Source organism: Micromonospora sp. NPDC049374 (genome assembly GCF_040677165.1).
Taxonomy (GTDB): domain Bacteria; phylum Actinomycetota; class Actinomycetes; order Mycobacteriales; family Micromonosporaceae; genus Micromonospora.
Map to the genome: position 1 here is coordinate 182,684 of NZ_JBFAQH010000005.1, position 24,706 is coordinate 207,389.

At 71.0% G+C, this 24,706-nt stretch carries 23 protein-coding genes; 19 read left to right on the plus strand and 4 right to left on the minus strand.

The window, feature by feature from the left end:
- Window positions 1-51: 51 nt before the first annotated feature.
- Entirely contained in the window at window positions 52-699 is a 648-nt protein-coding gene (locus AB0J93_RS11095; RefSeq protein ID WP_363920561.1) for a GGDEF domain-containing protein, read from the minus strand.
- A 255-nt stretch (window positions 700-954) separates the two neighbouring features.
- Here AB0J93_RS11095 and AB0J93_RS11100 point away from each other — a divergent pair, with 255 nt between their 5' ends.
- The 5 genes from AB0J93_RS11100 (at window position 955) to AB0J93_RS11120 (ending at window position 5,393) form a co-directional block, all read left to right on the plus strand.
- The gene (locus AB0J93_RS11100) at window positions 955-1,194 is read left to right on the plus strand and encodes a DUF397 domain-containing protein (RefSeq protein ID WP_099845908.1); all 240 of its coding nucleotides are present in this window, start codon (window positions 955-957) and stop codon (window positions 1,192-1,194) included.
- 132 nt (window positions 1,195-1,326) lie between these two features.
- On the plus strand, window positions 1,327-2,214 hold the full coding sequence (locus tag AB0J93_RS11105) for a helix-turn-helix transcriptional regulator (RefSeq protein WP_363920563.1): 888 nt from the start codon (window positions 1,327-1,329) through the stop codon (window positions 2,212-2,214).
- Window positions 2,215-2,429: 215 nt separating this feature from the next.
- On the plus strand, window positions 2,430-3,485 hold the full coding sequence (locus AB0J93_RS11110; protein ID WP_363920565.1) for a substrate-binding domain-containing protein: 1,056 nt from the start codon (window positions 2,430-2,432) through the stop codon (window positions 3,483-3,485).
- A 2-nt stretch (window positions 3,486-3,487) separates the two neighbouring features.
- Entirely contained in the window at window positions 3,488-3,694 is a 207-nt protein-coding gene (locus AB0J93_RS11115; protein WP_363920567.1) for a hypothetical protein, read from the plus strand.
- 163 nt (window positions 3,695-3,857) lie between these two features.
- Complete coding sequence (locus AB0J93_RS11120; RefSeq protein WP_363920569.1) at window positions 3,858-5,393, plus strand: serine/threonine-protein kinase; 1,536 nt, start codon at window positions 3,858-3,860, stop codon at window positions 5,391-5,393.
- A gap of 41 nt (window positions 5,394-5,434) precedes the next feature.
- Here the strand turns inward: AB0J93_RS11120 and AB0J93_RS11125 are convergent, their stop codons facing one another.
- Window positions 5,435-6,130 carry a carbon-nitrogen hydrolase family protein gene (locus AB0J93_RS11125; RefSeq protein ID WP_363920571.1) on the minus strand — a complete coding sequence of 232 codons (696 nt, stop codon included), beginning with the start codon at window positions 6,128-6,130 and terminating at the stop codon, window positions 5,435-5,437.
- Window positions 6,131-6,213: 83 nt separating this feature from the next.
- Here AB0J93_RS11125 and AB0J93_RS11130 point away from each other — a divergent pair, with 83 nt between their 5' ends.
- Window positions 6,214-7,014 carry a DedA family protein gene (locus AB0J93_RS11130; protein WP_363920897.1) on the plus strand — a complete coding sequence of 267 codons (801 nt, stop codon included), beginning with the start codon at window positions 6,214-6,216 and terminating at the stop codon, window positions 7,012-7,014.
- Between the two features lie 80 nt (window positions 7,015-7,094).
- Window positions 7,095-7,535: a protein-tyrosine phosphatase family protein gene (locus AB0J93_RS11135; RefSeq protein ID WP_363920573.1), complete on the plus strand. Its 441-nt coding sequence runs from the start codon at window positions 7,095-7,097 to the stop codon at window positions 7,533-7,535.
- 110 nt (window positions 7,536-7,645) lie between these two features.
- On the opposite strand, the gene AB0J93_RS11140 is transcribed toward AB0J93_RS11135, so the two are convergent.
- The gene (locus AB0J93_RS11140; RefSeq protein WP_363920575.1) at window positions 7,646-9,919 is read right to left on the minus strand and encodes an excinuclease ABC subunit UvrA; all 2,274 of its coding nucleotides are present in this window, start codon (window positions 9,917-9,919) and stop codon (window positions 7,646-7,648) included.
- Between the two features lie 178 nt (window positions 9,920-10,097).
- On the opposite strand from AB0J93_RS11140, the gene AB0J93_RS11145 reads away from it, so the two are divergent.
- The gene (locus AB0J93_RS11145; protein ID WP_363920577.1) at window positions 10,098-10,823 is read left to right on the plus strand and encodes a MerR family DNA-binding transcriptional regulator; all 726 of its coding nucleotides are present in this window, start codon (window positions 10,098-10,100) and stop codon (window positions 10,821-10,823) included.
- Window positions 10,824-11,054: 231 nt separating this feature from the next.
- On the opposite strand, the gene AB0J93_RS11150 is transcribed toward AB0J93_RS11145, so the two are convergent.
- Window positions 11,055-11,918 carry a hypothetical protein gene (locus tag AB0J93_RS11150; protein WP_363920579.1) on the minus strand — a complete coding sequence of 288 codons (864 nt, stop codon included), beginning with the start codon at window positions 11,916-11,918 and terminating at the stop codon, window positions 11,055-11,057.
- Between the two features lie 309 nt (window positions 11,919-12,227).
- Between AB0J93_RS11150 and AB0J93_RS11155 the strand changes: the two genes are divergently transcribed.
- From AB0J93_RS11155 to mnhG, 11 genes are all read left to right on the plus strand, one after another.
- Window positions 12,228-13,553, plus strand: a complete 1,326-nt coding sequence (locus tag AB0J93_RS11155) for a D-alanyl-D-alanine carboxypeptidase (protein WP_363920581.1) — start codon at window positions 12,228-12,230, stop codon at window positions 13,551-13,553.
- 153 nt (window positions 13,554-13,706) lie between these two features.
- Window positions 13,707-14,924: a D-alanyl-D-alanine carboxypeptidase gene (locus AB0J93_RS11160; protein ID WP_363920899.1), complete on the plus strand. Its 1,218-nt coding sequence runs from the start codon at window positions 13,707-13,709 to the stop codon at window positions 14,922-14,924.
- 82 nt (window positions 14,925-15,006) lie between these two features.
- Window positions 15,007-15,798, plus strand: coding sequence for a M15 family metallopeptidase (locus tag AB0J93_RS11165; RefSeq protein WP_363920583.1), 792 nt, complete (start codon window positions 15,007-15,009; stop codon window positions 15,796-15,798).
- Window positions 15,799-16,118: 320 nt separating this feature from the next.
- Window positions 16,119-17,150: a PHB depolymerase family esterase gene (locus tag AB0J93_RS11170; RefSeq protein WP_363920585.1), complete on the plus strand. Its 1,032-nt coding sequence runs from the start codon at window positions 16,119-16,121 to the stop codon at window positions 17,148-17,150.
- Window positions 17,151-17,281: 131 nt separating this feature from the next.
- Window positions 17,282-18,193, plus strand: coding sequence for an ion transporter (locus AB0J93_RS11175; RefSeq protein ID WP_363920587.1), 912 nt, complete (start codon window positions 17,282-17,284; stop codon window positions 18,191-18,193).
- A gap of 113 nt (window positions 18,194-18,306) precedes the next feature.
- On the plus strand, window positions 18,307-21,135 hold the full coding sequence (locus AB0J93_RS11180) for a Na+/H+ antiporter subunit A (protein WP_363920589.1): 2,829 nt from the start codon (window positions 18,307-18,309) through the stop codon (window positions 21,133-21,135).
- Window positions 21,132-21,605, plus strand: coding sequence for a Na(+)/H(+) antiporter subunit C (locus tag AB0J93_RS11185; protein WP_363920591.1), 474 nt, complete (start codon window positions 21,132-21,134; stop codon window positions 21,603-21,605). The genes AB0J93_RS11180 and AB0J93_RS11185 overlap by 4 nt, the downstream gene beginning before the upstream one ends.
- Window positions 21,602-23,176, plus strand: coding sequence for a Na+/H+ antiporter subunit D (locus tag AB0J93_RS11190; RefSeq protein ID WP_363920594.1), 1,575 nt, complete (start codon window positions 21,602-21,604; stop codon window positions 23,174-23,176). The genes AB0J93_RS11185 and AB0J93_RS11190 overlap by 4 nt, the downstream gene beginning before the upstream one ends.
- Window positions 23,173-23,787, plus strand: coding sequence for a Na+/H+ antiporter subunit E (locus tag AB0J93_RS11195; protein WP_363920596.1), 615 nt, complete (start codon window positions 23,173-23,175; stop codon window positions 23,785-23,787). Before AB0J93_RS11190 ends, AB0J93_RS11195 begins: the two co-directional genes overlap by 4 nt.
- On the plus strand, window positions 23,784-24,080 hold the full coding sequence (locus tag AB0J93_RS11200; RefSeq protein ID WP_363920598.1) for a monovalent cation/H+ antiporter complex subunit F: 297 nt from the start codon (window positions 23,784-23,786) through the stop codon (window positions 24,078-24,080). The genes AB0J93_RS11195 and AB0J93_RS11200 overlap by 4 nt, the downstream gene beginning before the upstream one ends.
- Window positions 24,077-24,454, plus strand: coding sequence for a monovalent cation/H(+) antiporter subunit G (mnhG, locus tag AB0J93_RS11205; RefSeq protein WP_363920600.1), 378 nt, complete (start codon window positions 24,077-24,079; stop codon window positions 24,452-24,454). Before AB0J93_RS11200 ends, mnhG begins: the two co-directional genes overlap by 4 nt.
- Window positions 24,455-24,706: the final 252 nt, after the last annotated feature.

A 24,706-nucleotide genomic window follows, 5' to 3' on the forward strand; every position in this document is an offset into this window, starting at 1 on the left:
ACCCACCTGGGGCCCGGCGACGCGTGGGCCGGGGTCGCAACCGGGGTGGCGTCAGCACTCGGCGAGGTACGCGGTGTCGCGCAGGGCCCGGCCCGGACGGCCGATGCCGAGCGCCTTGGCCTCGTACATCGCCGCGTCGGCGCGGTTGAGCGCCTCGGTGAGCTGGCTGTCCTGCACGGGTGCCAGACCGACGGAGGCGGTCACCCGGAGGGTGACGGCACCCATCGGGATCGGCGCGGCCAGCATGTCGTACAGCCGCCGGGTGGCGTGGTCGATCCACCGTCGGTCGAGGGTCGGGCTGGCCAGCAGCCCGGCGAACTCGTCGCCGCCGAGGCGGGCCACCAGGTTGTCACCGGCGAAGGTGGACAGTCGCTCAGCGACGCTGACCAGCACCTGATCGCCCGCGGCATGTCCGTACCGGTCGTTGATCTGCTTGAAGTCGTCGAGATCGAGGACCACGGCGATCAGGTGGCAGCCCGAGCGGTCGGTGAGCAGCGTCGCGGCGAGGCGGTAGAAGGCTCGCCGGTTCGGTAGGCCGGTCAGCGGGTCGTGGCTGGCGGCGTGCCGCTCGGCGGTGAGTTCGGCCTGAAGACGCCCGATCTCCGCCTCGGCTCGCACGGCCCGGCGTCCCAACTGCCAGGAGGAGAGCAACGCGCCCGCGGCGCAGATGCCGGACGCGACGGTCAGCGGATCCGGCACCACCATCTCCCTTCTCCGCGACACACGCCCGGCGCCGATCGGCGGACGCTGCCAGACACCTCGTTTCCCCTGATGGTCGTCAGGTTCGCGGGACAGAACGTGAGCAGGTCGGCGTCACGCACGTGCGTTATCATCCCCGGTGTCCATTGCAGATGCAATAGCAGATGCACGTGCATAACGAGCCGACACCGTCCGTCAAGCCGCTACCGCTCCTCCCACGGCACCGGCGCCAATCGGAGAGAACAGAAGCCCCTCATGCAGCAGCCGCCCAACGGTGTTCCCGTTAACCACTTGCCTCCCCTCGCCTGGCAGAAGAGCCGGCGCAGCAATCCCAGTGGAAACTGTGTCGAGCTGGCGGAACTGCCCGGTGGGGCGGGCATCGCCCTGCGTAACTCCCGGCACCCTGAAGGACCCGCACTGATCTACACGGTGGACGAGATCGCCGCGTTCGTGCTCGGGGCCCGGGACGGTGACTTCGATCACCTGATCGGCTGACCCCGCATCCCATCGACGGGATTCGTCTCGCACGGGATGGGCGGTTCACCTCACTGACGGTTCATGGCATGCTTACACGTCGGCCGAGCCGGTCCACCGGTTCGGCCACTGATTGCATGCGGAGGACGGTAGGTGACCATGGTTTCCGCCGAGGAGGGCCCGGCGGCCGGCCCGACCGTGCTGCGGATGCTGCTGGGCGCCCAACTGCGACGGCTGCGGGAGTCGCAGGGCGTCACCCGGGAGAGCGCCGGCTGGGAGATTCGATCCTCCGAATCGAAGATCAGTCGGATGGAACTGGGTCGGGTCGGCTTCAAGGAGCGCGACGTGGCCGATCTGCTCACGCTCTACGGCGTCACCGCCGAGCAGGAGCGGGCGGCGCTGCTCAAACTCGCCCGCGACGCGAACAACCCGGGCTGGTGGCACCGGTACGGTGACGTGCTGCCGGGGTGGTTCCAGTCGTACCTCGGCCTGGAGGCCGCGGCCGCCCTCATCCGTAGCTATGAGGTCCAGTTCGTCCCGGGCCTGTTGCAGACCCCGGAGTACGCCCGTGCCGTGGTGCTGCTCGGTCACAGCACGGCCGGTCCCGAGGAGATCGACCGTCGGGTGGATCTGCGGATGCGCCGACAGGAGCTGTTGTCCCGGCCGCGCCCACCGCGCCTGTGGGCGGTCGTCGACGAGGCGGCGCTGCGCCGGCCGATCGGTGGCCCCGAGGTGATGCGCGGCCAGCTTGAGGCGTTGCTCAGGGCGACGCGTACGCCCAACGTGCGGCTTCAGGTGATCCCGTTCGCCGCCGGTGGACACGCCGCCGCCGGTGGAGCCTTCACCATTCTGCGCTTCGGTGATCAGGACCTGCCCGACATCGTGTACATCGAGCAGCTGACCAGTGCCATCTACCTGGACAAGCGCGAAGACCTCGACTTCTACGCGGTGGCCATGGAGCGGCTCTGCGTCGAGGCCGAGCCACCGGAGCGTACGCCGGAGATCCTCGAACGAATGATCGCCGACCTGAACCCCCACTAACCACAAACCCGTCGCGCACCTAACCACCCTCACCCCGTCTTCTTCGTCGATCTTGCACTTCTGGTCGTCAATATGCCCTATTTATCCAGTTCTGCGGCGACGAAAAGTGCAAGATCCGCGAGGTTGGTGGGTGGGTGTGGGTGTTGACGGGGTGGGGGAGTGGGGTTATGGTCTGGATCGATTCAGATGCTGGATCGATCCAGAAGGGGTGTGGGATGAAGCCGACGTTGCGGGCGGTGGCTGAGGCCGTCGGGGTCTCGCGGAGCACCGTCTCCAATGCCTACGGGCGGCCGGACCAGCTCTCACCCCAGTTGCGCCAGCGCATTCTGGAGACCGCGCGGCAGATGGGGTATCCGGGGCCGGACCCGACCGCCCGGTCGCTGCGGCGCGGCTTCGTCGGTGCCGTCGGGGTGCTGTTCACCTCCCGGCTGTCGTACGCGTTCACCGACCCCTTCGCCGTCCGGTTCCTGACCGGCGTCGCCGAGGCGGCCGAACGCCACGACAGCAACCTGCTGCTGATACCGCTGCCCGACGACGCGGTCGGCGCGCGCACGGCGGTGGAGAACGCCGCGGTCGACGGGTTCTGCGTCTACTGCGCCGGTGACGAGGAGGGAATCCTCGACACGATCCGCGGCCGGGGCTTGCCCTTCGTCACCACCTCCTCGTGTCCCCGGGCCGACGATCTCTGGGTCGGCATCGACGAGCGCGCCGGCGCCCGGTCCGCTGCGGCACACCTGACCGCGCTCGGTCACCGCCGCGTCGCCCTGCTCGGCCACGACGTCCTGCCCGACTCGCCGGCCGGGCCGCTGCGGGTCGCCGATGTGGCCGATGTGCCGCACCCCACCACGCGGGACCGACTGGCGGGTTTCGCCGACGCCTTCGCGGCGGCCGGCGTCGCCTGGCCCGACCTGACCGTGCTCACCGCGACCGACAACACCCGCGCCGCTGGTGCCGCCGCCGTCAGCGCGTTGACGCACCTGCCCGAACCGCCCACCGCAGTGCTGGCCTGCTCCGACGTGCTCGCCCTCGGTGCGCTCGACGCTTTGCGTGCCGACGGCGAGCGGGGGCGGCACGTCTCCGTGACCGGCTTCGACGACATCGCCGAGGCCACACCGGCTGGCCTGACCACCATCCGCCAACCCGGCGAGGCGAAGGGCCGCAGCGCCGCCACGCTGCTGTTCGACCCGCCCGTGGACGCCGCCGCGGGCCAGATTCTGCTGCCCACCACGCTCGTCGTCCGGAGCAGCTCCGGACCTGCCCCGAGGAGTTGACCATGGAACAGCCAACCGGCTTCGTCATGGCCGTCGACGCGGTCACCCGCCATGTCATGTCCGCCCGGCCGGACGCACCGGTCCGACCCGACGTACCCCGACCGGCGCGGCTGGTGGTCACCCGCCGGCTCGCCGCCGGGGCGCTGCGCCGACTCGCCGACCAGATCCAGCCCCGTCCGGTACCCACCCCACCCGCCTGCCGCACGTAGGGCACGTGTCGGCGCCCCTGGCCCACCCGCACGACCAGGGGCGTCGGCACCGCCGGAGGGCGCGCTGCTGCGGCTTGGGGCGACCGGTTCACCAGCGGGCACGACCGGACCGTGACCCGGGTGGGTGGTGCGCCGGGTGGTGCAGCAGGCAGACTGGAGGCCCATGTCGCCGTTCACCCCCAGCCTGCGGTTGCACGACCGCTACGTGCTGCATGACCGCATCGGCCTCGGCGGAATGTCCGAGGTGTGGCACGCCGACGACGAGGTCCTGGGCCGGTCGGTCGCGGTGAAGGTCCTCGCCGGCACGTTCGCCGTCGACCCGGACCTGCGCGCCACCCTCCGGCGGGAGGCCCGTGCCGCCGCACGCCTGGCCCACCCGCACGTCACCCAGGTGTACGACTACGGCGAGGCGGCCCTGGCCGACGGCAACGTCGTGCCGTACCTGGTGATGGAGCTGGTCGACGGGCGGAACCTCGCCGACCGCCTGGCCGACGGCCCGCTGCCCTGGCGGCCGGCCCTGCGGATGGCCGCGGAGGTGGCCGCCGCCCTGGCCGCCGCGCACCGCCTGGGTGTGGTGCATCGCGACATCAAACCGGGCAACGTCATGCTCACCGACAACGGTGCCAAGGTGCTCGACTTCGGCATCGCCGCACTCGCCGGTGCGCCGCCGCCCGGCACCCGCCCGGCGGGCGGCGCCCTGATGGGTACGCCCGCGTACCTCGCACCGGAACGGTTGAGCGCCGACCCACCGCATCCGGCCAGTGACGTGTACGCCCTCGGCGCGCTGCTGTACCGCACCCTCACCGGTGACGTCCCGCTGCCCGTGCGCAGCTGGCAGGACGCGGTCAGGGTGCACGCCGACCGCCCGGCCGTCGCACCCCCGCGGGTTCCGGGCCTGCCGGCCGACCTCGCCGAGCTGGTGCTGGCCTGTCTCGACCCCGATCCGGAACGACGCCCCACCGCCGGCCGACTGGCCACCCGGTTCCGCGCCGCCGTCACCGGCTCGGCGGCGGCCACGGGCGACGTACCGGTCACCGGGCCGGCGGCCGACGGCAGGCAGCAGGCGACGGAGACCACCCGGCCGGTGCGTCACCAGCCACCGACCCTGATCGAGCCGACCACCCGCCCCGCGACCGTGTCCGGCGTGGCACCACGATCCGCGACGCGCGGAGCACTGTCTGGCCGTGGCCGCCCCCGGCCGACACCCGGACGGCCGCCGGGCCGGCGCGGGCACAGCGGGCCGCCAACGGGTGCGCTTGTCACGTTCGCGCTGGTCCTGCTTCTGGGGATGGGCGCGGCACTCGTCCTCGGCGACCGGAGGGACGGGCAGCCGACGGCCAGTCCCACCACGCCGCCGGCCGCCCCGCCGCCCTCGTCCGCGCCGGCCGCACCACGACCCGACGCCAGTCCGCCGGCCAACCGTCCGGAGCCGGTGAACCTGGGACGGGCGGCGGTCGAACTCATCGCGTTGCTCACCGAGGCGCAGCTCACCGGAGAGATCGACCGTAAGGCCGCCGACCGGCTGCGTAAGGAGCTGACCGAGCTGGCCGGGGGCAGGCCGAAGGACCAGGAGAAGCGACTGGAGGATCTGCGGGAGCGTCTCGACGACGAGGTGGAGCGCGGCCGACTCCCCGCCGACCTCGCCGACCAGGTGGACGACGTGCTGGACCGGTTCGAGGCGACCCTGCCGGAGGACTGATCCCGTCCCGGCACCGACCAGGGATGCCGGGTCGGCCGGGGTCAGGTCAGCGTCGTCTGGACGAACTCACCCGGCGCGGTCCCGGCGCGGGCGAGGACCGCACCGTCCGGCGCCCAGATCGTCGATCGTCCCGCCGCCTCGGCGTAGCCGCCACCTGTGGAACCGGCGAAGCTGGCGACCGCGACCACGACCCGGTGGGTGTGGCAGATCCGCGCCGCCCGCTGGTCCGGCACGTGCGCCTCCGTGGCGGCGTCGACGATCGAGGCCGCGTACACGTCGACACCGGCAGCGCAGGTGCGTGCCGCGTGTTCGACGACCCCGGTGTCCTTGCAGATCGCCAGGCCGATTCGCCAGCCGTCGACGTCCAGCACGACCGGTTCCGCCCCGGGGCGGAACCGGCGGGCCTCGACGTCACCGAGCCACATCTTGCGGTACGCCACCCGGGTCCCGGTGCCGTCCACGGCGAGGGTGGCGATGTGCTCTCCGGCCACCGGTGCGCCGACAAGCGCGAGCGTCCCCGCCGCCGCACAGGCGGCGACCAGCGGCGCGAGCCGGGGGTCCGACGGGTCGACCGGCGCGGCGTCGAGTTCGTAGCCGGTCAGCGACAGCTCCGGGAAGATCACCACCCGGGCCGCGGCGGTACGGACCATCGCCGCGTGCGCCGCCACGTTCGTGTCGACGTCGTACGACACGCACCGGGGCTGGGCGACGGCGACGGTCAGCGGAGGGCGCGACACCCGCGCAGCTTAAGCGCTGTGCTGCGAAAGAGTCGACGCCGGTGCGGCGACTCTCAGGTGAGGTTCGTAGCGTGTGGGACATGATGCATGTCCGGTACGCCTCGCCCTCGGTCGTCGGCCAGTCCGCACCACCCGAGGACGGCCTGGTCGGTTTCGTCACCGACCTGGTGGAGCGGCTCGGTGGCCCGGGCGCGGGGCTGGCCGTGGCGTTGGAGAACCTGTTCCCCCCGATTCCCAGCGAGGTGATCCTGCCGCTCGCCGGGTTCGTCGCGGCGCAGGGGCGGATGAGCGTCATCGGGGCCATCTTCTGGACGACGCTCGGTTCGCTGCTCGGTGCCCTCGCGCTCTACTGGGTCGGAGCCGCGCTGGGCCGGGAGCGGACGCGGGCCATCGCGGCGAAGCTGCCGCTGGTGAAGCTCAGCGACATCGACCGGACCGAGGAGTGGTTCCTGCGGCACGGCGTCAAGGCCGTCTTCTTCGGACGGATGATCCCGATCTTCCGAAGCATGATCTCCATTCCGGCCGGGGTGGAACGCATGCCGCTGCTCACCTTCGCGGTCTACACCACGTTGGGCAGTCTGATCTGGAACACCACCTTCGTGATGGCCGGCTTTCTGCTCGGCGACAACTGGCACCTGGTCGAGGGGTACGCCGGCATCCTGCAGAACCTGGTCATCGTCGCCACGGCGCTGGGGCTGGTCTGGTTCGTCGTCACCCGGTTGCGTCGCTCGCGCCGCGCCGGCGGCCTACGGTCCAACGACAGCGGCGCCGGCCTGACCGACGCAACGCCCACCGGGGTGCCCGACCCCGACGGGCGGGGCACCATCTACCGCAGCGTCTGGTCGGACGGTCAGCATCGGACCGACCGGGACCTCAATCGCTGAACGGTGCCGTGCCGTCCGATTGGTACGGTCGCCCGGACGGTGGCTGGCGGGGACTGCCGCGCGGAGAAGGGATCGTCGTGATGGGGGAGCGACAAGCCTGGGCGGACGAGGTCGGTGTGGTGGAGCTGCCCGGCGGGGTGCGGGTGCGTGGCCGCCGGATCGCCAACCCGGCCTCACCTGCCGATTTCAGCCTGCTGCTCGCCCCCGGTCCGGTGCCCGGCTGGGCGCACCGGCGGATCCGGTGGCCGGATTTCTGGGTTCCGCTGGATCGGGCGGACGCCCTTGACGCGTTCGGTGAGGCGCTGCGCCGTGGGTACGCCGGCGAGCGGGTGGAGGTGGCCTGCCGGGGTGGCACGGGGCGGACCGGCACCGCGTTGGCCGCGCTCGCCATCCTCGACGGGTTGCCGGCCGAGCGTGCGGTCGACTGGGTACGCGGCGCCTACCGGCCGGGTGCGGTGGAAACTCCCTGGCAACGGCGCTGGCTGCGCCGGCTAACCCCACCGTCGACCCGGCAGGGTTGATCCCTCGCGCACCGACGTGCGGGCCACGGGTGCCGGAGCCGGCAGGCGGGATGTCGTTGCCGCCGGCCTCCAGCAGCACCGGGGTCAGCGACTCAGCGCTCCGGCGGTGGTCAGGCGGCGACGTAGTCGCGCAGGTGGCGGGCGGTGAGCGTACCGCCGTGCGCCACCAGGTCGGCCGGCGTGCCGGTGAACACGATCCGGCCGCCGTCGTGACCGGCACCCGGACCGAGGTCGATCAGCCAGTCCGCGTGGGCCATCACCGCCTGGTGGTGCTCGATGACGATGACCGTGTTGCCGGCGTCGACGAGCCGGTCGAGGAGCGCGAGGAGCTGGTCGACGTCGGCCAGGTGAAGTCCGGTGGTCGGCTCGTCCAGCACGTAGGTGCCGGCCTTGTCGGCCATGTGGATGGCCAGCTTGAGCCGCTGTCGCTCGCCGCCGGAGAGCGTGGTCAGCGGCTGGCCGAGGGTGAGGTAGCTCAGCCCGACGTCGGCCATCCGGTCCAGGATGACCCGGGCCGGACCGCTGGGGAAGAAGTCCCGGGCCTCGGCCACCGACATGCCGAGCACCTCGCTGATGTTGCGGCCGCGCAGCCGGTAGGTGAGCACCTCGTCGGTGAACCGGCGACCCTCGCACTGCTCGCAGACGGAGGCGACGCCGGCCATCATCGCCAGGTCGGTGTAGACCAACCCGATGCCCTTGCAGGTGGGGCAGGCACCCTCGGAGTTGGCGCTGAACAGGGCGGCCTTGACCCCGTTGGCCCTGGCGAAGGCGGTGCGTACCGGGTCGAGCAGGCCGGTGTAGGTGGCCGGGTTGCTGCGCCGGGAGCCACGGATCGGGGCCTGGTCGACGACCACCACACCGTCGCGGCCGTGCAGTGAGCCGTGCACCAGGGAACTCTTCCCGGAGCCGGCCACCCCGGTCACCACGGTCAACACACCGAGCGGAATGTCCACGCTGACGTCGCGCAGATTGTGCAGGTCGGCGTGCCGGATCGCGAGGTGCCCCCGGGGCGTACGGACCGGTTCCCGCAGCCGTACCCGGTGGTCCAGATGCCGGCCGGTGGGCGTGTCGGAGCGGCGCAGGCCGACCACGTCCCCGGTGTAGCAGATCCGGCCACCGGCGGCACCGGCGCCGGGACCGAGATCGACCACATGGTCGGCCACCGCGATGGTTTCCGGTTTGTGCTCGACCACGAGCACCGTGTTGCCCTTGTCCCGCAACCGCAGCAGCAGGTCGTTCATCCGGGCGATGTCGTGCGGGTGCAGGCCGACGGTGGGTTCGTCGAAGACGTACGTGATGTCGGACAGGCTGGAACCGAGGTGCCGGACCATCTTGACCCGCTGCGCCTCACCACCGGAGAGGGTGGCCGACTCACGGTCGAGGCTGAGGTACCCGAGACCGATCTCGACCAGCGAGTCCAACAGTTCCCGAAGGTTGACGGTCAACGGGGCGACCGATGGGTCGTTGATTCCCCTGACGAACTCGGCCAGGTCGCTGATCTGCATGGCGGCGCACTCGGCGATGTTGTGGCCGGCGATGCGGGAGGAGAGCGCCGCCGCGTTTAGTCGGGTGCCGTCGCAGTCGGGGCAGGTGGTGAAGGTGACCGCCCGGTCGACGAAGGCCCGGATGTGCGGCTGCATGGACTCCCGGTCCTTGGCGAGGTAGAGCCGGCGTACCTTGACGATCAGACCCTCGTAGGTCAGGTTGGTGCCACCCACCTTGATCTTCGTGGCGGGCTTGTGCAGGAAGTCCTGCCACTGCCGCGGCGTGAAGTCCTGGAGCTTGACGTCCGGGTCGAACAGACCCGAGCCGACGATGGTCTGCCAGTACCACGAGTCGACGGCGAAGTTCGGCACGGTGATCGCGCCGTCGTTGAGGGACTTCTCCACGTCGACCAGTTCGTTGACGTCGAGATCGGAGACCCGGCCCAGGCCCTCGCAGGTGGGGCACATCCCCTCGGCCAGGTTGAAGCTGAAGGTGCCGGCCCCGCCGACGTGCGGGTCACCCAGTCGGCTGAACACGATGCGCAGCATCGCGTACGCGTCGGTGGCGGTGCCGACGGTGGAGCGCGAGTTCGCGCCCATCCGCTCCTGGTCGACCACGATGGCCGGGGTGAGATTGCGCAGTGAGTCCACGTCGGGCCGGGAGAGGCTGGGCATGAACGACTGGAGGAACGCACTGTAGGTCTCGTTGATCAGCCGCTGGGACTCGGCGGCGATGGTGCCGAAGACCAGCGAGGATTTGCCGGACCCGGAGACGCCGGTGAAGACGGTCAGCCGGCGCTTGGGGATGTCGACCGAGACGTCATCGAGGTTGTTCTCCCGCGCTCCGCGTACCTCGATGATGTCGTGACTGTCGGCGGCGGACCGTGCTGGCTGCTGCATGCGAACCCTTCGCGAGATCGTGGACGGACTCCCGCCCGGGAACTGGCTTTCGACAACCTGGCCGGGTTCAATTGTCCCATTAACCTGCTTGTGGAGACTTTTGTGACAAGCAATGCGTATTTGCTGTCCGGTAGATGGCGAGAAGTCTCAAACAGACGTGAGAGGCTAGGCTGAACCGGTGGTGGATCGTCGGGGCAGTGGACGGCTGCGTGCGGTGGATCTCGCCGCGACGGCGGGTGTCTCCGTGCAGCAGGTGCGCAACTATGTCGACCTTGGCGTGCTGCCCTCGGTGGAGCGCACTCCGAGCGGCTACCGGATCTTTACTGATGCGCACGAGCGGGCTCTGACGGTGGCCCGGGTGATGGCCGACGGGCACGGCTGGACGCGTACCCGCGAAATCATGGCGGCGGTTCACCGGGGTGACCTGCCGACGGCGCTGGCGTCGCTGGACGCCGGACACGCCGAACTGGACCGCGAACGGGCCGAGATCCGGATGGTGCTCGGTGCCTTCGAGACCGTGGTCACCAGTCCGCGCCGGCACACCGCCGCGCCACGCCGGGCGGTACGCGTCGGCGTCGTCGCCGATCTGGTCGGGGTCCGCACCTCGCAACTGCGCTCGTGGGAGGCTCGCGGCCTGCTGCGCCCGGTCCGCGAGGCGGGCACCGGCTACCGGGTGTACGACGAGGCCGAACAGCGTGCCGCCCAGGTGGTGGCGCTGCTACGCCGGGGCGCGTACCCGTTCGAGATCATCACAGCGGTGCTCGACGAGATGCGGACCACCGGGAGCCCGCAGCGGGTCCGCGCGGAACTGGCCCGCCGCGAGCAGGAGCTGCACCGCCGCAGCCGACGGCGGCTGGCCGCCTCGGCGACCCTGCACGACTATCTACGCCACGTGGCCGGCTGACACCTGCGCCGCTGAACAGGACGCCGCACTGCGGTCGGGAGACCGGCGGCGGGTGGTACTGGCCGGGACAGGCACATTGGCCGAAGACGGTGATGTCACTCAGACATGAACATGTCTGAGTGACATCACCGCCCGAAGGCAATCTCCCCAGCAGAAGCTCACTCAACATGGTGATCGAGGGTGGACCGCCCCCGTCAGCACCCGCTCGCTTTGCTCGGGTACATCACATGGTCAGCCTGCCGAGCAGGGCCTGGCCAGGTTGACCAGATCGGCGGGCCGGTTCCCGTCGACCCGGCCGATCGCGGTGGCGATGCGGTTGATCGCCGCGACGCGCCGGTCCTCGAGCGGGCCGATGATGGCATTGCGGACGAAGTTCGGGCCGCCCTGAGGGTTGGCCGCCTGCCGGGCGAGTCGGGCGTCGGCGTCGGCGATCTGGCTCTCCAGGTTGGCGAGTTCCCGCTGCACCTCCGCTGCGGCCTGAGCCGGCACCGCCGGGAGCCGGTCGGCCACCGTCGGGCAGCTCACCCGCTGTGCCACGCCGGCCTCCGCGTTCCCGTTACCGGCATTCCCGTTGCCATTACCTGCGTTGCCATTACCCGCGTTGCCATTACCCGCGTTGCCGTTGCCTGCGTTGCCGTTGCCTGCGTTCCCGTTGACGGCGCTGGGCACCCCGGCGGCGTTGAGTCCACAGGTGGCGAGGCTGGCCAGGTCGGGGCGCTGCCCGCCGACGCGGTTGATGTTGATGCCGATGCGATCGAGGGCGGCGGTTCGCTTGCTGGCCAGCGGGCCGAGGATGGCGTTCTGAATGAAGTTGGCGCCGCCCTGGGGGTTGGCGGCCTGCTGGGCGAGGCGGGCGTTCGCCTCGGCGATCTGCTTGTCGAGGTTGGCCAGTTCCTGTTCGACTCCAGCCACGGCGGCGACGGGCACGTTGGACAGCTTGTCCCGTACCGTCGGGCAGTTCGCCGTCTGCGGCTCCGCAGCGTCGTCGGCGGAGGCCAGCGTCAGGCCGCCTCCCAGGAGCACCACCGCCAGGACACCGACGCCGCCGAGCTTCAAGGCAGCGTGCTTGCGGTGCTGCTGCGTACGCCTGACCATGCTTCTCTCCTCATGATTGACCGCCCGACGGGTCGGCCCGCCGGCTGGTGCGCAATGGGGTGCCCGGAAAGACGATCGGCAGCGGCGGCCGGCCCCGCCCCGCATGCCGAGGACCTCACGGGTGACGTCGGACCAAGCTGCGGGAGCGCTCCCGTCGCAGGTCCGGGCGTTTCATGTGTTCGGTCGTGGATACGGGGGGTGCGGGCGATCGGTTCAACAATTCCCAGCGAAGATCGCCGCCCGCAGCCATGCCGACCCGGCCGGGCGGGGTGGGCGACACCGAAGATCCTGCCGTTAGTCTGCGTGTTCATGAGAATCCGGGCCTTGGCCGCCGGTTGCGCAGCCCTCGCCGTCGTGACGCTTCCCGCGACGCCCGGTGCTGCGGCGGTCACTGTCGGTGCTGGATCGTCCACCTCGGTCGCCGTACCGGCCACTGCCGGGACGCCGTCAGCCGCGCCGGGGCCCGCCGCGTCGGCCCCGACGGCCGTGCCCTGCCCGAAGGCGGTGGCACCGAAGGTCGTCCGGTCGCCGAAACCGACGCCACCGCCGCCCGTGCCGGAGCACCGGGTGGTCGGCGGAGATGCGCTCGCCACCCCCGGGTTGATCGTGCCGCCCGGAGTGGCGGCGCCGCCCGAGGTGACGGCGACCTCGTGGCTGGTGGCGGATCTGGACACCGGTGAGGTGCTGGGTGGCTGCGGTCCACACGAGTACGCGACTCCGGCCAGTGTGCAGAAGCTGCTGCTGGCCGCGACCATGCTGCCGAAACTGGATCCGGCCCAGGTCGTCACGGTCACCCGGGAGGATCTGGACATCGCCCCCGGCAGTTCGGCCGTCGGACTGTTGCCGGGCGGCCGGTACCGGGTGGAGACGCTCTGGCTGGGGCTGCTGCTGCAATCCGGCAATGAGGCGGCGAACGCCCTGGCCCGTCTCGGCGGTGGCACCGCCGGCCTGGCCGGCGGAGTGCGGGCGATGAACGAGCAGGCCCGCAGCCTCGGCGCGTGGCAAACCCACGCGGTCACCCCGTCCGGGCTGGACGCCCCCGGGCAGTTCACCAGCGCGTACGACCTGGCCCTGATCGCCCGGGTCTGCTTCGCCGATCCGGTCTTCCGCCGGTACGCGCTCACGGAGCGCACCCGCATCCCGGCGCAGAAGGCGTTGCGGGGCAGGGGCTTCGAGATTCAGAACGAGAACGAACTGGTGTACCGCTATCCCGGTGCGCTGGGTGGCAAGACCGGCTTCACCGACTATGCACGGCACACCTACGTCGGTGCGGCTGAGCGGGACGGTCGCCGACTGGTCGTCACGCTGCTCGGCGCCGAGCCCCGGCCGAAACGCGGCTGGGAACAGGGCACCGCACTGCTCGACTGGGGCTTCGCATTGCCCCGGCAGGCCAGCGTCGGCCGGCTGGTGGAGCCGGGGGAGTCGGACGTCGAACCGTCACCGGCGGTCTCGGCCGACGCGGCACCGCCGGCCGGCGCCGCCTCAGCTCGGCCAGCAGGCACCGCCTCGACTGCCAGTGGGCCGGGCGCGGGAATGTTCGTGGCGCTGGCCGTCGGAGCGCTCGCGATCACCCTGGCAGTCCTCGCCGCCCGACGGTCCCCACCACCCCGCCACATGGATGACCTTGGTGCGTAGCCGCCCCTTGTCGGGGCCGTCCAAATCCAAGAGATCCAGTCGGGTTGGGGGTGAGGCGGGTGGGGTGAGGGTGGGGTGGGTGCTGGTCTATTCGCGGGACTCGTCGGAATTCACCCGATAGTGTCGCTCATTGTGAGAGCTTCCGCACTTACGGTGGCGGTGGCTGCCGCGTTGCTGACGACGCCCCTGGTGCCTGTCGCTGACGCCCACGCGGCAGCGCCCGTGCCGTGCCCGCGCTCGGCACCGCCGGCTCCCGGTCCCACACCTCCGGTGACGCCCTCCCCGGACCCGGTGCAGCGAGCCATCGGCGGACCCCGGCTGGCCACGCCCGGTCTGGTCGTGCCTCCGGGGGTACCGAAACCGCCGAAGGTGGCCGCCGCCTCGTGGCTGGTGGCCGACCTGGACACCGGCGAGGTGCTCGGTGGCTGCGGTCCACACGAGTACGCGACCCCGGCCAGCGTGCAGAAACTGCTGCTGGCCGCGACCATGCTGCCGAGACTGGATCCGGCCGCCGTCGTCACCATCACCGCGGGTGATCTCGACATCGAACCGGGAAGCTCCGCGGTGGGGCTGGTGGCGGGCGGCCGGTACCGGGTGGAGACGCTCTGGCTGGGGCTGCTGCTGCGTTCGGGAAACGAGGTGGCGAACGCGCTGGCCCGCCTGGGTGGCGGCGCGGACGGCATGGCCGGCGGGCTGCGGGCGATGAACGAGCAGGCCCGCCAGCTCGGTGCGTACCAGACCCACGCGGCGACCCCCTCCGGACTGGACGGTCCCGGGCAGTTCACCAGCGCGTACGACCTGGCCCTGATCACCCGGGCCTGTTTCGCCGACGCGCGTTTCCGGCGCTACGTGGCCACCCGGGAGGCGACCATCCCGGCCCAGCGGAGGCAACGTGCCAAGGGCTTCACCATCGACAACGACAACCAGCTGCTTTACCACTATCCCGGCGCGTTGGGCGGCAAGACCGGCTACACGGATCTGGCCCGGCACACCTACGTCGGTATCGCCGAGCGGGACGGACGTCGGCTGGTGGTGACGTTGCTGGGTGCGGACGTGATCGACAAGCGGGGCTGGCAACAGGGCGCCGCCCTGCTCGACTGGGGATTCGAGTTGCCCCCGGCGGCCTCGGTGGGGGTACTGGTGAGCCCGGGCGCGGCCACCGCCTCGGCCCCACCTGCCTCCGTACCCCCGCAGGCGCTGCCCGGCGGCGCGTCCGGCGCGGAGACAACGCGGTCGGCGACTCTGGCCGGTCGCCTGCGGTCGGCCTCCCTGATCGGCCTCGCCGTCGGGGTGACGCTGCTCGCGGGCGGTCTGGTCGGCCGACGTCGCTGGCGGCACCGCACCGCCGGGACGTGTGCCGGTCGACGTTGAGGTGACGCGGCGACGGCGCTGGCCGAGGGGCGACCCGGTGCGTACGCCGCCGCGCCTGGCATCGTCGCGCTCCCTCGCCCGGGTGAGCCTGACGGTGACGGTGACAATGGCGGTCATCGCCGGTGGCTGCGGACGGGACGACGAACCGGAGCCGGCACCTGCACCACCCGCGCCGTCGGTGTCGCCGGGCCTCGTCGTGCTGTCCGATGTCGACCATCGCATTCTCACCGACATCCGGTACGCCACGACGTACAACTTCGTCGGCCGCCGCGTCGACGGCTATCCGGAACCGCTGTGCCTACTCACCGTCCGCGCCGCCGAGGCGTTGCGCAGCGTGCAGGACGCGGCGCTCGCGGTCGGGCGCAGCCTCAAGGTGTACGACTGTTACCGCCCACAGCGGGCCACCGACGATTTCCTGAACTGGGCCCGCGAGCCGGGGCAGGACACCATGAAGGCCGAGTTCTACCCTCGCGTGGCCAAGGCGGAGCTGGTGGATCGCGGGTATCTCGGCGTACCCAGCGCACACAGCCGGGGTAGCACCGTGGACGTCACCCTGGTCGACGTGCCGCCACCCGAGCAGCACCGCTTCGAACCTGGCCAGCCGTTGCTGGACTGCACCGCCCCACGTACGCAGCGCTTCGCCGACAACAGCGTCGACATGGGCACCGGCTTCGACTGCTTCGACCCGTTGTCGCACACGGACTCGGACCGCGTCGGTCGCACCGCACGGGAGAACCGGCGGCAGCTACGGCAACTGATGACCGACGGTGGTTTCGTCGGCTACGACCGGGAGTGGTGGCACTTCCGACTCCGCGACGAACCCTGGCCGGACACCTACTTCGACCTGCCGGTGACCCGCTCCTCGACCGACTGACCCCGTCGATGGCGCGAAGGCCGTCGACCGACGCCGCCTAGCGGAGTCTCCCGTCCCGGCAGCTGGAACGGAAACATGAAATCTTGGACAGTTTCCGTTAGCGCCGAACGGTTAGTGCCGAACGGGAACTGTCCAAGATTTCACCACTACGGGCGGAGGGGTGGGGTCGCCGTGGTCGGGGGAGAGGCCGGGACAGCTACCGGCACCATTGTGTGGGCTCACGAGGTGTGGGTTGCGCTCATGTCGGCGGTGACGCAGGTCACGCTAGCGTCGCCGTACGCCGACACCACCGCCGGCGCTCACCGATCACAGGGAGCGTCATGATCAGACCTGTCTCGCGGCTGCTCGCCGCCGCCGTCGCGGCCCTGCTGCTCACGCCGGTGGCACCCGCCCACGCTGCCGGCACCCCGGACACCAAGGCGCCTGTGTCCGGGAGCCTGTCGACCTACCGCATCTCGGGTGTGTACGTCGCCGGCGTCTCCTCCGGCGCCTACCTGGCCAACCAGATCCAGGTGGCGTACTCGCGACGGATCAGGGGAGCGGCGCTGTTCGCCGCCGGACCCTACTACTGCGCGCAGAACAACGTCGCGCAGGCGCTGTACGGCTGCGGCGACAACATCTACCCGACCCACCTGAGTGCCCTCCAGGCGTACACCCGGACCTGGGCCGGATATGGCTGGGTCGACCCGGTCAGCGGGCTCTCCGGCGAGCCGGTCTACGTCTTCCACGGTGGATCCGACGGCACCGTGAAGCGGTCGGTCAGTGACGACCTGGTCCGCTATCAGCAGCACTTCGGCGCCAGCGTCCAGTACGACAGCGGCTCGGCGGCCGGACACGGCTGGGTCACGCCCTACGGCACGGTGGGCTGCACGGCCACTGCCGCGCCGTACCTCAACGACTGCGGCACCGACCCGCAGCAGACCTTCCTGCGCAAGCTCTTCGGGTCGGTCCAACCGCCAAACACCGGGCCGCTCGGCGGCACGCTTGTGCGGTTCAGCCAGAACAGTTTCGCGGTGGGCGGCTGGGCCAACGGCCTGAGCATGGACGGCAACGGTTTCGCCTACGTCCCGTCGTCCTGCGCGTCGGGGACGAGCTGCCGACTGCTGGTGGCGCTGCACGGCTGTCTCCAGGGCCACAGTCGGGTCGGCACCGCCTTCGTGGACCGGGCCAACCTCAACCAGTACGCCGACACCAACGCCACGATCGTGCTGTACCCGCAGGCCATCGCCGTGCCCAGCAACCCGAACGGCTGCTGGGACTGGTGGGGTTACCTCGGTGCCACCAACTACCCGATCAAGGGCGGCGCCCAGGTGGAGACGGTGATGAACATGGTGCGCCGGCTGGGCGGCTGAGCGCGCCCTTCGTCGCCCCGTAGGCTGTCGCCCATGTTTGCCGTACGTCAGCACGCCGACGACGCACGGTGGGTGGCCGCACCGGCCCCGGTGGTCGCACCGGGGCCGGTCGCACGATGAGGGGTAGGCCCGTGCCGGCTCCGCGAGGCGGGCCGGCCCGCACCACCCGTGGTGCCGCGCTGTTCGAATTCTGCGGCCGGCTCGCCGCGTCCCGCACCTTCGAGATCACCATCGTCGGGTTCATCCTCGCCAACGGGGTGGTCCTCGGCCTGGAGACCTACCCTGACCTGGGCCCGGCCGGCACCGCGCTGCACGCGCTTGAGTGGGCCTTCCGGGTGGTCTTCGTCATCGAGATCACCATCCGGATCCTGGCGTACGGTCGCCGCCCGCAGGACTTCTTCCGGCACGGCTGGAACGTCTTCGACTTCCTGGTGATCGCGGCGATCTTCATCCCCGGCCTGCACGGCGACTCGGCGCTGCTGCGGGTGGTCCGGGTGCTGCGGATCGTACGGCTGGTGCGGTTCTCACCCGGCCTGCGTACGATCGTCTCCGCGCTGTGGCGCAGCCTGCCCGGCATCGGTGGATTCTTCGCCCTGGCCGTGGTGACGCTCTACGTGTACGGCATGGCCGGCTGGTTGATCTTCGGCGAGGTCTATCCGGAGCAGTACGGTGACATCGGCCGATCCCTGCTGACGCTGTTCGTGCTGCTGTCGTTGGAGACGCTGCCGGACCTCATCGAGCAGGGGATGGAGCTCTCGCCCTGGACGGTGCTCTACTACGGCAGCTACGTGGTGATCACCGTGAACCTGCTGCTCAACATCCTGGTGGCGGTCTTCGTCAACTCGATGGAGGAGGCGCGTCGGCTGGAGATGACCGAGGGACTGGGCCCCGGTTACGACTCCGACGGCGACGGCGTGCCCGACGAGGTGGACCGGATCGCGATCAGCCAACGCCTCGACGACCTGCGTACGCTCATCGTCGAGCTGGAGCGGGAACTGCGCATCGACCGCGACGACGGACGGCCGCGGCGCGTCGGAAGGTAGTGACCGCCGTCGAGCGGTACGCGTCCGCGTTTGATCAGAATCACGACGGATGCGGATAACGGCCGGCACCGGATAGGGTCGTTACACCGTCTGATGATCTCTGGGGAGGCTGTGTGCTGGCACTCGTGGCGGTCCATGCGCTGACAGCCGTGATCGCCCCGGGGCTGGTACGGCTCTGGGGGCGCAACGCCCTCTACCTGGTGGCGCTGGCACCGGGCGCGACGCTGATCTGGGCGCTCACCCACACCAACGGGGTCCGCGACGGCACGCCGGTGGTCGAGACGATGCCGTGGGTGCCACAACTCGGGCTGGAACTCGCCCTCCGGATGGGCACGCTGTCCTGGCTGATGGTGGTCCTGGTCGGTGGGGTCGGCGCGCTGGTGCTGGCTTACAGCGCCCGCTACTTCCGCACCGACGATCCCGGTCTCGGCCGCTTCGCCGCCGTCTTCGTCGCCTTCGCCGGTGCGATGCTCGGCCTGGTGGTCTCCGACGACCTGCTGCTGCTGTACGTGTTCTGGGAACTGACCACCGTCTTCTCGTACCTGCTGATCGGTAGCGACCCGGCGAAGCGGGCCAGCCGGCGGGCCGCCATGCAGGCCCTGCTGGTGACGACGCTCGGTGGCCTGGCGATGCTCGCCGGGTTCGTCATGCTCGGCCAGCACGCCGGCAGCTACCGCTGGTCCGAGATCGCCGGGAACCTGCCCGACGGCGGCTACCTCGCCGTCGCCGTGGTGCTGATCCTGCTCGGCGCGCTCAGCAAGTCGGCGATTTTCCCGTTCAGCTTCTGGCTGCCGGGCGCCATGGCGGCACCGACCCCGGTCAGCGCGTACCTGCACGCCGCCGCCATGGTGAAAGCCGGCGTGTTCCTGGTCGCCCTGATGGGGCCGGCGGTCGCCGGGGTCACCCCGTGGCGGCCGGTGCTGCTGACCGCCGGCTTGATCACCATGTTCCTCGGCGGGTGGGCGGCGTTGCGCCAGGTCGACCTCAAGTTGCTGCTGGCCTACGGCACGGTCAGCCAGCTCGGCCTGCTGATGGTGATCCTCGGTGGCGGCACCCGCGACACCGCGTTGGCCGGTGCGGCGATGGTGCTCGCGCACGCCCTGTTCAAGGCCACCCTGTTCCTCACCGTCGGGCTCATCGACCACGCCGCCGGCACGCGGGACCTGCGTGAACTCAGCGGGCTGGGTCGGCGGGCACCGGCGCTCGCCGTGGTGGCCGGGCTCGCGGCGGCGTCGATGGCGGGTCTGCCGCCGATGGCCGGGTTCGTCGCGAAGGAAGCCGCGGTCGAGGCGCTGCTGCACGGCGGCGGGCCCGATCTGGTGGTGCTGGCCGGCGTGGTCCTCGGCTCGGCACTGACCGTCGCGTACACGCTGCGGTTCCTCTGGGGAGCCTTCGCCGCCAAGCCGGACACCCCGGCCACCGAGATCGCGCCCGTTTCGTGGCCGTTCCTGGCCCCGGCGGCGGCGCTGGCCCTCGCCGGAGCCGCGGCCGGACTGCTCGCCCCGGCGGTGGACCGGCTGCTCGCCCCGTACGCCGATCTGTATCCCAGCGCCGAGCCGGGCTACCACCTGGCGCTCTGGCACGGGCTGACCCCGGCACTGGGGCTGTCGGTGCTGGCGGTGGCCGGCGGCGTCGGGCTGTTCCACCTGTTGCGCCGCGAACGGGTGCGGGCCACGCTGCGGCTGCCCTTCGACAGCGCCACCGGCTACACGCGGGTCATCGGTGCCGTCGACCGGCTGGCGGTGGAACTGACCGGTGCCACCCAGCGTGGTTCGTTGCCGTTCTACCTCGGCGTCATCCTGGTGGTGCTGGTGCTGCTGCCCGGCGGGGCACTGCTGATCGGTGCGCCCTGGCCGCAGCGGTTCCACGTCTGGGACACCCCACTACAGGGCGTCGCCGCCGCCGTGGTGATCGTGGCGGCGGTGCTGGCGGCCCGCGCCCTGCGCCGCCTCACCGCGATGATCCTGGTCGGCGTCGCCGGCTACGGCACCGCGCTGCTGTTCATCCTGCACGGCGCACCCGACCTGGCGCTGACCCAGTTCCTGGTGGAGACCGTCACCATCGTCATGTTCGTGCTGGTGCTGCGCCGCCTGCCGGTCAAGTTCTCGGAGCGGCCGATCCGCTCCAGCCGGCGCGGTCGCGTCGCGATCGGCGTCGCCGTCGGCGCGGTCACCGCCGGCATGGCGTACGTCGCCACGGGCTCCCGCCAGGCCGTTCCGGTCTCGGTGGGGTTCCCCGACGAGGCGGTGTCGTACGGCGGTGGCAAGAACATCGTCAACGTGGCCCTGGTCGACATCCGGGCCTGGGACACGATGGGTGAGATCGCCGTGCTGGTGGTGGCCGCCACCGGCGTGGCCAGCCTGATCTTCCGGCGGGCCGGCGACCTGCACCGGCGGGCCGACATCCCCGGCAGCGGCCGGGCGGAGTCCACCCGGCCCCGCTGGCTGACCACCGGTGCCACCACCCGGGCACAGTCGGTGGTCCTCCAGGTGGTGACCCGGCTGCTGTTCCACGCCATCGTGCTCTTCTCCATCTACCTGCTGTTCAGCGGGCACAACGCCCCGGGTGGTGGCTTCGCCGCCGGGCTGGTCGCCGGTCTCGCGCTGGCCGTGCGCTACCTGGCCGGCGGGCGTACCGAACTCAACGGCGCGGCGCCCGTCGACGCCGGTGTGGTGCTCGGTGCCGGGCTGTTCGTCGCCGTCGGTACCGGCGTGGGCGCGATGCTGCTGGGCGGCGAGTTCCTGCAGAGCGCGGTCCTCGACTTCCACCTGCCGGTGCTGGGGCACGTCCACTTCGTCACGTCGGTCTTCTTCGACGTCGGTGTCTACCTGATCGTCGTCGGTCTGGTGCTGGACATCCTGCGCAGTCTCGGCGCGGAGATGGACCGGCAGAGCGAGACCGAGACCGAGACCGCCGAGAGCCGGGAAAAGGAGCTGGTGTGAGCGCCAACCTCACGTACGTGATCGTGGTCGGCGTGCTCGTCGCCGCCGGTGTGACGCTGCTGCTGGAACGCAGCCTCACCCGGGTGCTGATGGGCGTCATCCTGCTCGGCAACGGCGCCAACCTGCTGCTGCTGACCGGCGGGCGGGCCGGTGGAGCGCCGATCGTCGGCACCACCGATCCGGAGCAGATGAGTGATCCACTGCCCCAGGCGATGATCCTCACCGCGATCGTCATCACCCTCGGCATGACGGCGTTCCTGCTCGCGTTGGCGTACCGCAGCTGGCACCTCAACGGACACGACGAGGTGCAGGACGACGTCGAGGACCGCCGGATCATGGATCTCGCGATCCGCGACGAGGGACCGGGCACCGCCGACATCGAGGGCGGCACCGGTGACGGTGACGACGACGAATCGGCCAGCGACGCCCGGCCCGTCGCCAACGTGGTGGAAGCAGGTCGGGCCGGATGACGTACCTCGTTCCGCTGCCGGTGGTGATGCCACTGCTCGGCGCGGCACTGACGCTGCTGCTGCTCGGTCGTCCGCACGCCCAGCGGTGGGTCAGCCTCACCGTGCTCACCGCCACCGTGGCGGTGTCGGCGGCGCTGCTGGTGCAGTCCAGCCTGCACGGCCCGCTGGTGGTGGAGGTCGGTGGCTGGGTCGCCCCGTTGGGCATCGTGCTGGTCGCCGACCAGTTGGCCGCGCTGATGCTTGTGGTCTCGGCCGCGGTGACGCTCTGCGTGCTGGTCTACTCGATCGGCCAGGGCATGGCCGACGGCCACGAGGAGACCCCGCTGTCGGTCTACCACCCGACCTACCTGGTGCTGACCGCCGGTGTCTGCAACGCGTTCCTCTCCGGTGACCTGTTCAATCTCTACGTCGGCTTCGAGATCCTGCTGGTCGCCAGCTACGTCCTGCTGACCCTGGGGAGCACGGAGAACCGGATCCGCGCCGGCACCACCTACGTGGTGGTGAGCCTGCTCTCCTCGGTGATCTTCCTGATCGCGATCGGCTTGGTCTACGCCTCGACCGGCACGCTCAACCTCGCCCAACTCGTCGAGCGGCTGGACACCCTGCCGGACGACCTGCGCCTGGTGTTGCAGGGCATGCTGCTGCTGGCCTTCGGCATCAAGGCGGCGGTCTTCCCGCTGTCGGCCTGGCTGCCCGACAGCTATCCGACGGCACCGGCCCCGGTCACCGCGGTCTTCGCCGGCCTGCTCACCAAGGTCGGCGTGTACGCGATCATCCGTACCGAGACGTTGCTGTTTCCCGGTGGACGCACCGCCACGCTCCTGCTGGTGACGGCGGTGCTGACCATGGTGGTCGGCATCCTCGGCGCGGTCGCCCAGTCGGACATCAAGCGGCTGCTGTCGTTCACGCTGATCAGCCACATCGGCTACATGCTCTTCGGGGTGGGGCTCACCTCGTCGCTCGGCCTGTCCGCGGCGATCTTCTACGTGGTGCACCACATCACCATCCAGACCACCCTCTTCCTCGCCGCCGGCCTGGTCGAACGCCGCGGCGGCAGCACCGCTCTGGACCGGCTCGGCGGTCTGGCCCGACTGTCGCCGCTGCTCGCCGTGCTGTTCTTCGTGCCCGCGCTGAACCTCGCCGGGATCCCACCGTTCTCCGGGTTCCTCGGCAAGCTCGGCCTGATCCAGGCGGGCGTCGACGACGGTGGTGTGCTGGCCTGGATCCTGGTGGCCGGCGGACTGATCACCAGCCTGCTCACCCTCTACGCCATCGCCCGGGTGTGGAACCTGGCCTTCTGGCGGACGCCGCACGCGGACATGCCGGCCGACGACGACGCCGAGCAGGCGGCCCGCACCGAGGGCGCGGTGGAGCCGGACCGGGGTGGCGGCGGGCAGCCAGGCGCTGTGCTGCCCAAGCTGATGATCGCGCCGACGCTCGCGCTTGTGGTGCTCGGCCTGGTGTTGACGGTGGTCGCCGGCCCGTTGTTCGACCTCAGCACCGACGCCGCCGACGACCTGCTGCGCCGCACGCCCTACGTCGATGCCGTCTTCCCGGGAGGTGCGCCGTGAGGCCCGAACCGATGACCCCGGCGGAGCCGACCGACCCACCGCGCCCGCCGCTGACCCCTGCGGCCCGGCGACGTAACCAGGTCATCGCGGTTACCGCGCTGGTCGCCGTCTGGGTGCTGCTCTGGGGCACGCTCTCCTGGGCCAACATCATCAGTGGCCTGCTGGTCGCCGCCGTCCTGCTGGCCGTCTTCCCGCTGCCGCCGGTGACCTACGCCGGCCGCATCCACCCGCTGCCGATGCTCCGCTTCTGGCTGCATTTCCTGCGTGACCTCGTGGTGGCCTCGGCGCAGGTCGCCTGGCTGGCGCTGCGGGTCGGACACACCCCGCAGAGCGCGATCATCGCGGTGCAGTTGCGGGTGAACACCGACCTCAATCTCACGCTCGCCGCCGAGGCGCTGTCGTTGCTGCCGGGCAGTCTGATCCTGGAGGCCGACCGGCGGACCGGCACGCTCTACATCCACGTGCTCAACGTGGCCAGCCGGGACGAGGTCGAACGATTCCGCCGAGGCGTGTTCGAGCTTGAGGCCCGCATCGTCGAGGCCATCGGCTCACCCGAGGAGTTGCGCCGCATCCGGGAAAATCCGGCTGACCGGGAAGGAGTACCCGCATGACCGCGGTTGCCGTGACCGTCACCGTGCTGCTCGCCGTGGCTGGCGGGCTCACCCTCACCAGGGTCATCCGCGGGCCGTCGATTCTCGACCGGGCCGTGGCCACCGATGTGCTGCTGGCCATCATCGTCGCGGCGATCGCCACGGAGGCCGCCTACAGCCGGGACGCCACCGCGTTGCCGGTGCTTGTCGTCCTGGCCGTGCTCGGGTTCGTCGGTTCGGTAAGCGTCGCCCGCTTCGCCGCCCGACGCCACGACGCGTCCACGTCGAGCACGTCGGACCGGAGCCAGCCGTGAGCCTCGATGTGGTGTTCGACGTGGCGGCCTCGGTCTGTCTGATCGCCGGGGCGCTGCTCAGCCTCGCCGCCGGGGTGGCCCTGGTGCGCTTCCCCGACCTGCTCACCCGGATGCACGCCGCGGCCAAACCGCAGGTGCTCGGGCTGCTGCTGGTGCTGGTCGGGTGCGCGTTGCGACTGCGCACCGGGGTGGACATCACCACGCTGGTGCTGGTCGGTGCCTTCTCCCTCGCCACGGCCCCGGTTGCGGCCCACATGGTCGGTCGGGCCGCGTACCCGCACGAGGACATCCGTACCGACCTGCTGGTCACCGACGAACTCGCCGCCCACCTGGACCGTATCGCCGACGAGCGGGAGCCCTCGGCACCGGCCTGACCAGGCCCTCGACGCGACGGCGTCGGCCGCCGTCCAATATCCATTGCGGGCGGAGCGGACCGTCCCTAGCCTTTCCGGCATCAGGTCGATCACGACGGGAGCCGGAAGGAGTGAGCCGTGCGAGAACTGAACCGCAGCCAGGTCGGTCGGCGCTTGTGGTGCCCCGCCGGCAGACCCGCCCTCCCGACGACCAGCAGGTAGTCCCGGCGCTCGGCACGCCGCCGCAGGGCAGACCCTGACCGGCACGGATTC